The organism is Collinsella sp. CLA-ER-H7 (assembly GCF_040092345.1).
Lineage (GTDB): Bacteria > Actinomycetota > Coriobacteriia > Coriobacteriales > Coriobacteriaceae > Collinsella.
Genome location: NZ_JBBNLT010000002.1, coordinates 1 through 11134, shown reverse-complemented (window position 1 = coordinate 11134; position 11134 = coordinate 1). Strand labels below are relative to the sequence as shown.

The 11134-nt window shown below is 58.3% G+C and carries 9 protein-coding genes; 4 read left to right on the top strand and 5 right to left on the bottom strand.

Features of this window, described 5'->3' with window-relative positions:
• Window positions 1-105 precede the first annotated feature (105 nt).
• Both AAAX75_RS01425 and AAAX75_RS01420 read left to right on the top strand, forming a co-directional pair.
• Window positions 106-525 (top strand): helix-turn-helix transcriptional regulator, encoded by a 420-nt coding sequence (locus AAAX75_RS01425; RefSeq protein ID WP_015760621.1) that lies wholly within the window; start codon window positions 106-108, stop codon window positions 523-525.
• Window positions 519-1769 (top strand): RNA-binding domain-containing protein, encoded by a 1251-nt coding sequence (locus AAAX75_RS01420; protein ID WP_015760622.1) that lies wholly within the window; start codon window positions 519-521, stop codon window positions 1767-1769. Before AAAX75_RS01425 ends, AAAX75_RS01420 begins: the two co-directional genes overlap by 7 nt.
• Window positions 1770-2249: 480 nt before the next feature.
• On the opposite strand, the gene guaA is transcribed toward AAAX75_RS01420, so the two are convergent.
• On the bottom strand, window positions 2250-3848 hold the full coding sequence (guaA, locus tag AAAX75_RS01415; protein ID WP_035136929.1) for a glutamine-hydrolyzing GMP synthase: 1599 nt from the start codon (window positions 3846-3848) through the stop codon (window positions 2250-2252).
• Between the two features lie 267 nt (window positions 3849-4115).
• Here guaA and AAAX75_RS01410 point away from each other — a divergent pair, with 267 nt between their 5' ends.
• Both AAAX75_RS01410 and AAAX75_RS01405 read left to right on the top strand, forming a co-directional pair.
• On the top strand, window positions 4116-5129 hold the full coding sequence (locus tag AAAX75_RS01410) for an asparaginase (RefSeq protein ID WP_349090855.1): 1014 nt from the start codon (window positions 4116-4118) through the stop codon (window positions 5127-5129).
• Between the two features lie 616 nt (window positions 5130-5745).
• On the top strand, window positions 5746-6135 hold the full coding sequence (locus tag AAAX75_RS01405; protein WP_349090854.1) for a hypothetical protein: 390 nt from the start codon (window positions 5746-5748) through the stop codon (window positions 6133-6135).
• A 9-nt stretch (window positions 6136-6144) separates the two neighbouring features.
• Here AAAX75_RS01405 and AAAX75_RS01400 read toward each other — a convergent pair whose 3' ends face one another.
• The 4 genes from AAAX75_RS01400 to AAAX75_RS01385 all read right to left on the bottom strand — a co-directional run bounded on the left by AAAX75_RS01400 (window position 6145) and on the right by AAAX75_RS01385 (window position 10850).
• Window positions 6145-6528, bottom strand: coding sequence for a DUF1648 domain-containing protein (locus tag AAAX75_RS01400; RefSeq protein ID WP_349090853.1), 384 nt, complete (start codon window positions 6526-6528; stop codon window positions 6145-6147).
• A gap of 11 nt (window positions 6529-6539) precedes the next feature.
• Window positions 6540-7616 (bottom strand): redox-regulated ATPase YchF, encoded by a 1077-nt coding sequence (ychF, locus tag AAAX75_RS01395; RefSeq protein ID WP_349090852.1) that lies wholly within the window; start codon window positions 7614-7616, stop codon window positions 6540-6542.
• Window positions 7617-7743: 127 nt separating this feature from the next.
• Entirely contained in the window at window positions 7744-9087 is a 1344-nt protein-coding gene (locus AAAX75_RS01390) for a 6-phospho-alpha-glucosidase (RefSeq protein ID WP_117848085.1), read from the bottom strand.
• 155 nt (window positions 9088-9242) lie between these two features.
• A complete protein-coding gene (locus tag AAAX75_RS01385; protein WP_347478149.1) occupies window positions 9243-10850 on the bottom strand; it encodes an alpha-glucoside-specific PTS transporter subunit IIBC in 1608 nt (535 codons plus the stop codon).
• Between the last annotated feature and the right edge of the window lie 284 nt (window positions 10851-11134).

Here is an 11134-nt window from a genome sequence, read left to right as displayed (position 1 = left end):
CGTTCTGTAATTCGTGACACTAACAGAACGAAAATGTTCGGTCAAGACAAATTGAGAACGTTTTTGTTCTCTAGTATCATGGGGAAAACGATCAGAGGAGGAGAGATGACGACGGGAAGCCGCATACGGGCATTGCGCGAGTCGCGGGGGATGACGCAACGGCAGCTCGCTGAGAGGGCCGGCTGCACCGACGCGGCCATCAGAAACTACGAGGCGGGCAGGAGGGCGCTGAAGGGCTCCGCCTTGGATGCGATTGCAGGCGCCCTCGGGGTCGCCCCCGAGGCCCTCATGCCCGTCCAGGCTGAATCCGTCAGGGACGCCCTCGAGCTCCTCTTCAGGATCGAGGAGGAGTTCGGGCTCAGGCCCGTCGGCGGAGGCAGGCTCGCCGTCGCGCCCGGCGCGGAGAAGGCGCCTAAGCTCGCCGCCGCCATCAAGGCCTGGGAATCCCAGGTGGATGCGCTCGACCGCGGAGAGATAACCCCCGAGGAATACGAGTCCTGGAAGATGGGGATTGGCGGATGCTAGGCGATTCGAGGAGGATTTCGAGGGCGCGCCTTATCGGCAGCCTTCTATCAAGAATCCAAGAAGAGGCTCCGAAGCTCATCGCATTGAAGCGCGAAGGCGCCTACTGGGACTTCAAGAAGGAGTGGCACAAAGACAATTCCGAGCTGATCCACGACATACTATGCCTTGCCAACAATCTCGAGAGCGACGTGTCGTACCTCTTCATCGGCATAGACGAGGAAGAGGGCTATTCGGTGTGCGATGTCGAGAACAATGATCATGCCGAACGGAAGGCGAACCAGATGATCGTCGATATGCTCTCGAAGACAAAATGGGACAACGGTCAGCCTCCCTTCGCGGTCGTGGAGCCAATGGAGCTTGACGGGGGAACAATAGACATCCTATGCGTCGTGAGCAGGCGGGAGGATATGCCTTATTCCCTCTCGAAAGGGTCGGGGAAAGTGCGCGCGCATATGGTCCACACGCGACGCGTCGACTCGAACACGCCCATAGACGAAGGAGCGTCGTGGAACGAAGTGGAGGACATCTGGCGCCATCACTTCTCGCTCGACGAATCTCCTCTTGCGAGGGTGAAGGTGATGCTCGAAGACAAGGAGCATTGGAGGTTTCTCTCCGAGGTGGTCGGCACGGAGGACAAGTATTATCTGTACGCTCCGGAGTTTACCGTCTGCCATTATTCGGACGACGAGCGGGACGGCTACGAGTACTACATGCTGAACCAGACAGACCCTAGTCCGAGCTGGTATATGATCGAGATCCGCTATTTCCAGACTCGCATATTCGACACTCTCGGCATCGCCCTCGACGGCGGCAGGTATTTCGCGCCCGCCCCGTCGCGTTCCTTCGTGCGCTGGAATCGGCGCAGCCTGGATTTCAATCTCATGTATTGCTACTACACAAGGGATTCTTTGGATTGGAACCTGAACGAGTTCTTCTTCGACGAGAACTACGGCGATGCCAGGATAGCGCGCAGGCGGTTCCTCGAAACCGTCGTCATCTTCCAAGACGAGGAAGAACGTAAAGGCTTCGAGATCCTTCTTCGCGAACGTCATTCCGAATTCGAGGAGGAGATGTCAGAGGCCCCCGACCCGTACGGCGCAGAGCGACTTCCCGAGGACTATCCCCAGGAGGCGAAGGACCAAGCCACCCGCGAGCTGAAAGCGATTCCCATCCTCAAGCGCATGCTCGAAGAATTCAGGGACGATCTCGAAGGGTTGCGCTTGCCCACTTCCAGGGATTGGTAGTTTGGCCCGCAAGCCCTCTGCTGCTACTCGGGAGGAGTAATAGCGAAATCCGACCGTCTTCGTGAGTTTGCGAGAATGACACTTCCAGGCTCTCCGCCAGGGGCATCCGTCATTCTTGAGTTTCGTTTTTCCGGGTGAGTTTCGTTTGAGTTTCGTCGATTTTCGGCGGCACCTGCAAGCCTCCCGCCATCATTGCCTCTCGTCGGCTTGCAGGTTCTTCGGTTCGCGTCGGTTCCCTTCGGTTCCGTTCGAGTCGTTTCAGGCTCGTTCGACCCATGCCCGTTTGCCATGGGGTGACAACCGACCATGCGTCTACCTGCGGAAACGAAAAGGCTCCTCGATTCTTTCGAGGAGCCTTGTGAGTTTCTATCTGATTTCGGAATCATGCGGTTTGCAGGTGCGGACGTTCTGAAATGTCGTCATCGGTCGCCATTGGAACCGCTAGAAACCGTATGAAAATCACAAACAAATGTTCTATTACTATTCCCACTCGATCGTCGCGGGCGGCTTGGACGTGATGTCGTAGCACACGCGGTTGGCGCCGGGAACCTCGGCAACGATGCGGCCGGAGATGCGGGCCAGCACGTCGTAGGGCAGTTTGGCCCAGTCGGCGGTCATGGCATCGCTGGACTCGACGGCACGCAGGATGATCGGGCGCTGATAGGTGCGCTCGTCGCCCATAACGCCGACGGACTTAATGTCGGGCAGGACCGCAAAATACTGCCAGCAGCTGTGCTCGGAGTTGCGCTCACCGGTCTGCTCAAACAGGCGCTGGTTGTAGGCGTCGAGCTCCTCGCGCACGATGGCGTCGGCGTTCTTGAGGATCTCGAGCTTTTCCTTGTCGACCGCGCCGATGATGCGGATGGCCAGACCCGGGCCCGGGAAAGGCTGACGGAACACGATGTGACCCGGCAGGCCAAGCGCCAGACCAAGTGCGCGGACCTCGTCCTTAAAGAAGTGGTCGAGCGGCTCGATAAGGTCGAAGTGCACGCCCTCGGGGAACGGGATCAGGTTGTGGTGGCTCTTGATGGTGGCCGTCTTGCCGCCCGTCTTGCGAGCGCCGGACTCGATGATGTCGGGGTAGATGGTACCCTGAGCCAGGTACTTGACCGGCTTGCCATCGGTCTCAAGCTGCTGCGCCACGGCGAAGAACTCTTTCCAGAACTGCGTACCGATGATGCGGCGCTTCTCCTCGGGCTCGGTCACGCCGGCCAGAAGCTCGGCATAGCGGTCCTCGGCGTGGACGTGGATAAAGTCGACATCGAACTGCTTGGTGAAGACCTCCTCCACCTGCTCGGGCTCGCCCTTGCGCAGCAGACCGTGGTTGATGAACACGCAGGTCATCTGCTTGCCCACGGCGCGAGCGCCCAGCGCAGCCACGACGGAGGAGTCGACGCCACCGGACAGGGCCAGAATCACGCGGTCGTCGCCGACCTTCTCGCGGAACTCGGCCGTCATGGTCTCGACCAGGTTGTCCATACTCCAGTTGGGCTCCAGGCCGCAGATCTCAAACAGGAAGTTGCTCAGCAGCTGCTGACCGTACTCGGAGTGCTTGACCTCGGGGTGGAACTGCGTGGTGAAAATCTTGCGCTCGACGCACTCCATGGCAGCAACCGGGCACACGTCAGTGCTGGCGGTAACGGTAAAGCCCTCGGGCACCTCGGAAACGGCGTCGCGGTGGCTCATCCACACGGTCTGCTCCATGGGCGTGGAGTTAAAGAGCTTGGCGCCGGCCGTGCGCGTGATGGTGGCGCGGCCGTACTCGCCCACCTCGGAGTGGCCGACCTTGCCGCCGAGCGTCACGGCCGTGATCTGATGGCCGTAGCAGAAGCCCAGGACGGGAAGGCCCAGGTCAAAGATGGCGGGATCGATAGACGGAGCGTCCTCGGCATACACGGAAGCCGGACCGCCGGAAAGGATGAGCGCAGAGGCGTTCATCTCGCGAATCTCGTCGGCCGAGATGTCGCAGGGGACAATCTCGGAATACACGTTGAGGTCGCGGACGCGACGGGCAATGAGCTGACCGTACTGCGCACCAAAGTCGAGTACGAGGACCTTTGCGGAAGCCTTTTGATCCATGGTTCCCCCTCTTGTTGGCGGGGAGCCGGTGCCCACCCGCGTGAATGAACGAAAATAGCCTTCATAGTGTACACGTTATATGGGGTTTCTCGCCCCTCGCAGCCATCAGCGCACGGCAAACGCACGACCTGGGCCCCTATTTGACGGCAATTGAAGTGTTACCAGACGTTACAGATGATGTAATACGTTTGAACATTGGACGCCCTGTGCCACAATACTGCCGAACGGCTCCGCCTCTGCGGCGGCAAATACGATAGGAATACCAGCATGAAGCGCATCCTTCTCATCGCCACGGGCGGCACCATCGCATCGACTGAGGACGGCAACGGCCTCTCCCCCGCCCTGACCGGTGAGGAGCTCGCCCAGAGCGTCCCCGAGATCTCGGGGCTCTGCGAGCTCGACGTCGTGCAGCCCATGAACATCGACAGCACCAACATGCGTCCCGGCGACTGGATGCGCATCCGCGACGTCATCGTCGAGGGTTATGCCGACCACGACGGCTTCGTGATTCTACACGGCACCGACACCATGAGCTACACCGCGGCGGCGCTTTCCTACCTGATTCAGGACAGCCCCAAGCCCATCGTGCTCACCGGCTCGCAAAAGCCCATGGGCAACCCTTTTACTGATGCCAAACTCAACCTGTACCAGAGCCTGCTCTATGCGCTCGACGAGCATTCGCACGATGTGTCGATTGTGTTTGGCGGCGTCGCCATTGCCGGCACGCGCGCCCGCAAGCAGCGCACCATGAGCTTTAACGCGTTCGTTAGTGTGAACTATCCGCCCATCGCCTACATCCGCAACGACCGTATTGTGCGCAACGGGCTCCACGGCACTCACCAAAATGAGAGCCCAGTTCGTTTCTACGACAGTATCGACCCGCGCGTGTTTGTCCTTAAGCTCACGCCCGGCGTAAACCCAGGTATCCTCAACGCCCTTGCCGATAGCTACGACGCCGTGATTCTGGAGACCTTTGGCATTGGCGGTATTCCCGAGTTTGGCGAGTCCGGCGAGTCATTCCAGGAGGCGATTTTTCGCTGGGTCGATTCGGGTCGCACTGTCGTTATGACCACGCAGGTCCCCGAAGAGGGCCTTGACCTGGGTGTTTATGAGGTCGGCCGTGCCTACGCCGATCATCCGGGCATTTTGCGCGGCGACGACATGACCACCGAGACGCTCGTGGCCAAAACCATGTGGGCACTCGGCCAGTCACGTGATGCGGCCGAGATTCAGCGCCTGTTCTACAGCCAAGTCAACCACGACCGCATCCCGATGGCGTAATCCCTAAGGCAGTTCCGCTTATCGCAGCCCCAAACGGCAGGTGGTCCCCCTCGGGCCGTGCAAAAATCGGAGTATTCTGCAATTTCTCCTCCGGACGCATAGAATCGGCCGATTATTAGACGAACTTTTAGGACGAAGGGTCCGTTTAGTAAATATTTATTCCTCATTTTTATTTAGCGTGTGGATTATCTACTGTCAAAAAGGCAAAGCCAGCCGTCCGAGCTACCATCTACGGCTGAACAGGTGCTGAATACTCGCGATTTTGCACATCGCAACCAGGGGGACCCGTCCAAAGAGCGTCAAATACAGCGGAGGAACGCCCTATTCAATACCCTCGAGAAGCTCTGACACCGTCATGCCGAGTGCGGGCGCGATCTTAAATAGAACCTTGAGCGTGAAATTTGCCGTCCCATCTTCGATTCGGTCGAGGTAGGGTCGGCTGATTCCTGTCGCCACACAAAAATCAACCTTGGAGATACCAAGGTCCCTGCGTGTCTCTTCGACCCGCCTGCCAAGAATCTGTTTCGCACGTTCGTCCATGCAGCCGAGTTTGAAATGGAGCCGAACATAAACGTAAACTATAGTTTACGTTTTGCCGAATACACAGGAGTTTTCTATGTCGGGTTCTTCGGTCCGCATGTACCGAGCCACGCTTCGCACAAACAGCGCACCGCCCAAGCTCGTCGTCGTTGAAGCAGAATGCCTTTCGCCCGATGAGCGCACAGCATTTGCATTGCTATCAAGTCGCGTCGCCGCTGTTCTGGTCCCTTGCCCGGCGCAAGGTGAACTTGCCATCCAATGCCAAGCGCACAGCTGCTCGCTCAATCAGGCTGCCGTAATCGTAACCAGCCAACGCGGTCTGCCCCTTCTCCTGGAAACCGGCATCGCACTCGCCCTTCGCGGTGCCGGATACGAAAACGAGACCGCCGCCGATATGGTCTTTAAACCACGATCGAGCGGCGGCCTCGCAGCAGCCATTGAATATATGTGCAGGCTCGTTGCCTAAAAGGACAAGCTAGAAACCAAGGCCAAAGCCCATACCGGTAATCGCCGAATACATAAAGTAGACGTTGATCACATTGAGGAACACACCCGTGATGCAGCCGTTGCGCAGGTAGCGCTCGCACACGATGCGCGCCATGGCGGCGGAGTCGTCATTGTTTTTAGCCTGGCGTCCTGCCGTAAAGTACGTCGCCACGCTCAGCAGCAGGTTGAGCACCGGCAGTGCCAGCAACTCGTAGCTCTTGCCCCAGCGCGTCACCTCACCGGCGGCGTTAAACTTCGTTGCCACCTCGGGGCCAATGTTGGGGATAACACACGCTGCAACCGCCAGCGGAATCACCGCAAGTACGAGCAGCGCAATACCCATGTAGCCAGCTTTTTTGCCATATTTAAACATGCGCGTCGTCCTTACACGTTGAAGCGGAAGTGCACGACGTCGCCATCGGCCATGACATAGTCCTTGCCCTCAATACGCAGCTTGCCGGCGGCCTTGGCGCCCTGCTCGCCGCCGAGCTCGATGTAGTCGTCATAGCCAATGACCTCGGCCTTAATAAAGCCGCGCTCAAAGTCGGTGTGGATGACGCCGGCGGCCTGCGGGGCGGTCGCGCCCTGACGAACCGTCCAGGCCTTGACCTCCATCTCGCCGGCCGTAAAGAACGACTGCAGGCCGAGCAGCTTGTAGGCCGCCTGAGCGAGCACGTCCAGACCGGGCTGCTCCAGGCCCAAGCTCTCCAGGTAGTCGGCCGCATCCTCGGGATCGAGCTCGGAAAGCTCGGCCTCGATCTTGGCGCAGATCGGCAGCGGCTTGACGCCATCGATGGGTGCCAGGTCGTCGTTGAGCATATCCTCGTCCACGTTGGCCACATACAGGATGGGCTTCATAGTGAGCAGGAACAGGCCCTTGGCGGCGGCACGCTCCTCGTCGGTCATCTCCATGGACGCGGCGCGCTTGCCTTCGTTGAGCCAGGCAAGCAGGCGCTTGGCGACCTCAAACTTGGGCATGAGCTCCTTGTCGCGCTTGGCCTCCTTCTCGAGCTTGGGCAGCTGCTTCTCGAGCGTGCCCATGTCGGCCAGGATGAGCTCGGTCATGATGGTGTCGGCATCGCCGGCGGGATCGACGAACTCGCCCGCACGGCCCACCTCACGCATGACGTTGGGGTCCTTAAAGTAGCGCACGACCTCGCAGATGGCGTCGGTCTCGCGGATGTTTGCCAAGAACTGGTTGCCCAGGCCCTCGCCCTCGTTGGCGCCCTTCACCAGGCCAGCGATGTCGACGAACTCGACCGTAGCCGGCACAATGCGGCCGGGGTTGACGATGTCGGCGAGCTTTTGCAGGCGGCTATCGGGCACATCGACGATACCCACATTGGGGTCGATCGTGGCAAACGGGTAGTTGGCGGCAAGGCCGGTCTTTTTGGTAAGCGCGGTGAACAGCGTCGACTTGCCCACGTTGGGCAGGCCCACGATACCGATGGAAAGGGACACGACAGCTCCTTTTGGTACAGGTACTTCAAACCGTATAAGTATAGCGCCGCCGCAGCATCCGGGCGAATCCGGACACCACGGCGGCGCAAATGAAGCAGAGATGCGTGAGGGTTCGAGACAGCAGTCCTTACTTAAGCTCAGGCCAGAAATCCTTGTTGGCCTCGATGAGCTCGTCCAGGATCTGCTTGGCAACGCTTGCCGAAGGAATGGTCTTGGAGAGCGTGAGCGCCTGCCAGAGCTTCTGATAGCTGCCCTCGACCCAAGCCTGGACAACGAGCTTCTCGACGGAAACCTGCTGCTCCATCAGGCCCTTCTGGAACTGCGGGATCGGGCCCTGGCAGATCTTCTCAAAGCCGTTGGAGCCAACGATGCAAGGCACCTCGACCATGGCCGTCGGGTCGAAGTTGGGCACAGCACCATCGTTGGGGACGATCAGCAGGAAGCGCTCGAGCGTGTTCTCGGCCAGCGCGCAGGCAAGGTCGACGATGTAGTTGGCGTGTACGTCGGGCTCAAAGCCGCCGTCCTTGGCAGTACCCTTGGCGATGATGTCGCGGCAAGCGCCAAAGACCTTCTTCTCGCGGCCGTCCATAACCTCATTGGCGCGAGTGTAGTTGGGGTCAGACGTCTCGACAACATAGTCCGGGTACAGGTAGTACTTGAGGTAGGTGTTGGGAATCGTCTCGGGATCGACAGCATAGACATCCTTGGCCTTGCCGAAGGTGTGAATCCAGCTCTCCTCGACGTGCTGCTCCTTACCGGCCTCGTGCTCAATGCCGTCCAAGTAGCCGTTCTTTGCCATGTGCTCCTTGATCTGCGGCATGAGGTCGTTGCCGTCCTTGTCGTAGATCTTGCTCCACCAACCAAAGTGGTTGAGGCCGTAGTAGCTATACTGCAGCTCGCGACGATCCTTGATGCCGCACATACGGCTCATCTTATCCATGAGGTCGATCGGCATGTCGCAGATGTTGATGATACGGCTGTTGGGGCGCAGCACGCGGCAAGCCTCTGCGACAATAGCCGCGGGGTTGGAGTAGTTGAGCATCCAGGCGTTGGGGCTGTACTTCTCCATGTAGTCGAGGATCTCGATGACACCACCGATGGAGCGCATGCCGTAGGCGATACCGCCGGCACCGCAGGTCTCTTGGCCAACGCAGCCGTACTTGAGAGGAATCTTCTCGTCGAGCTCACGCATGGCGTACAGGCCGACGCGGATGTGAGCAAGGACGAAATCGGTCCCGGTGAATGCGGTCTCGGGGTCGGTGGTGTAGCTAAACTCAACCTCGGGGGCGTTCTCGTGGAAGTAGATCTCGCAGGCCTTGGCCACGGTCTCCTGGCGCTCGGCGTTGTTATCGTAGAAGGTCACCTTGTTGACCGGAAAGCGGTCGCGCTCCTCAAGCAGCATCAGAGCGATGCCCGGGGTGAAGGTAGAGCCACCGCCGGCAATGGTCACGGCATAGTTTTTCTTGGACATGATGTCCTCCTCATTCTGGCCGCTTGCTCAATCCATCCCCGTACGCGGCCTGCACGGTTTGGAATTGTTACCTAGAAGTGGAGTTTTTTATCTCTAGAATCGGCCTTGCGGTGCATACCGGCTCTGCAAGGCCGATTGTTTCGATGGACGATGGTTTACAGAAGAGTCTCGAACTTCAGAAGACTCTCGAACTTCTCGCGAACCTGCGGGACGCTAAGGCCGACGATGACCTGGATTGACTGACCTTGGACCACCAAGCCATGCGTACCGATCGCCTTGAAGGAAGCCTCGGGTGCAACGACGCTCTTGTCCTTGACGTTAACGCGCAGACGGGTAGCGCAGTTCGTTACATCGATGATGTTATCCGTGCCACCGAGCAGATCGAGGATGTTCTCGGCAAGCACCAAGCGCTCATCATCTTTACTCTGGGCGGCCGATTTGCCAGCAGCAGCACCGCCCTGCTTTTGCTTGTAGTCGGCCTTGGACTTGAGCTCGACCTCAACATCGTCATCCTCGCGACCGGGGGTCTTAAAGTCGAACTTGACGATCAGGAAACGGAAGACCACAACCCAAAGAGCGGTAAAGCACAGACCGACAAGGATGGAGATGGCGTACTGCAGACCGTGTGCGGCCCAAAGGGGCAGCCAGTCCCACGAGAGCATCGAGATGATGCCGCCGTCGAAGATACCCACGACGCCAAGGAGGTTTTGAGCCATGCAGCCAAGCGCTCCGAGCACGCAGTGGACGACGAACAGGCCGGGCGCGATGAACAGGAAGGTGAAGTCAAGCGGCTCGGTAATACCGCAAAGCATAGCGGTAAGGGTGACGGGAATGAGCAGAGCCTTGACGCGCTGCTTGCGCTCGGGTTTGGCGGTCATATAAAACGCAATGGCAACGCCAAGCGAGCCGAAGACCTTAGTCCAACCAGGGCAGGTATAGGCAGCCCAGGGTGCGGCATCCTTAAGAGCAATGCTCGGATCGGCAGCCAGTTGGGGCAGGATGTTGGCCCAAGCAGCAAAGATGCCGCCGTTGACCGCCGCGTTGTCGTAATAGAACGGCGTATAGATAAAGTGGTGCAGGCCTGTAGGGATCAGCACGCGCTCGAAGAAAGCAAAGACGCCAACGCCGAACGTACCGGCGGAAAGGATGAATCCCTGGAAGGCGGAGATAGCAGCCTGAACATGCGGCCACACCAGGCAGGCGATAAGAGCGACCGGAACCATAACGAAGAAACCGATCATATAGATGAACACAGAGCCCGAGAACACGCCCAGCCACTCAGGAAGTTCGGTGTCGAAGAACTTGTTATGCAGCATCGTGGCGATACCAGAGATAATAAGCGCGCCCATGATGCCCATGTCAAGCGTTTTGATGCTTGCGATAGTGGCAAGACCAGTACCGCTGCCCGCCTCGACAGAATAGTCGACACCAAAGACAGGGCCCCACTGCCCCAAGATTGTGCTTACAAAGTAGTTGAAGGTAAGGTAGATGGCCAAAGCCTCCATGCAGCAGCGAGCGTTCTGCTTGTTCGCGAGCGAGATTGGCAACGCTACGCAAAACAGCAACGGCATCTGGTTAAAGAGCGTCCAACCACCCTGGAGCAGCACATTCCAGCAATCAAACCAAAGATGGCCCGCAGTGGCCATCTCGCCAAAGATCGCCTCGGTGGTAAACAACGTACCCAGGCCGACGACGATTCCGGAAAATGCGAAAAGAATTGCAGGCGTGTACATTGCACCGCCGAAACGTTGTATCTTTTGCATCATGACGGGGAATCCCCCTCTCTTCATTCGGAGCGACTGCGGTTTTGGCTTCACTCGAGACCGCAGACGCGCCGTTTGCGTGTACCTCGTGCAATAGGACGGGTGGGCCCGCTTCCCTGACTTCTTGCGCTTCTATTTTTATCATATCACTTATCTAGACAAGTTAGCATAAATACTACGGTCGGTAAACGGTTGATTATTGGCCGTAAACGGTATATGTCCAGTATTTCGCCTGTTAAATCTGACATAGCTGATGGCTGCATTATAAATTTCTTTTCTACTTG

Bases quoted from the DNA above. Each gene is read 5' to 3' on its own strand.
- AAAX75_RS01425 (WP_015760621.1), top strand. From the start codon at position 106: ATGACGACGGGAAGCCGCATACGGGCATTGCGCGAGTCGCGGGGGATG.
- AAAX75_RS01420 (WP_015760622.1), top strand. From the start codon at position 519: ATGCTAGGCGATTCGAGGAGGATTTCGAGGGCGCGCCTTATCGGCAGC.
- guaA (WP_035136929.1), bottom strand. From the start codon at position 3,848: ATGGATCAAAAGGCTTCCGCAAAGGTCCTCGTACTCGACTTTGGTGCG.
- AAAX75_RS01410 (WP_349090855.1), top strand. From the start codon at position 4,116: ATGAAGCGCATCCTTCTCATCGCCACGGGCGGCACCATCGCATCGACT.
- AAAX75_RS01405 (WP_349090854.1), top strand. From the start codon at position 5,746: ATGTCGGGTTCTTCGGTCCGCATGTACCGAGCCACGCTTCGCACAAAC.
- AAAX75_RS01400 (WP_349090853.1), bottom strand. From the start codon at position 6,528: ATGTTTAAATATGGCAAAAAAGCTGGCTACATGGGTATTGCGCTGCTC.
- AAAX75_RS01390 (WP_117848085.1), bottom strand. From the start codon at position 9,087: ATGTCCAAGAAAAACTATGCCGTGACCATTGCCGGCGGTGGCTCTACC.
- AAAX75_RS01385 (WP_347478149.1), bottom strand. From the start codon at position 10,850: ATGCAAAAGATACAACGTTTCGGCGGTGCAATGTACACGCCTGCAATT.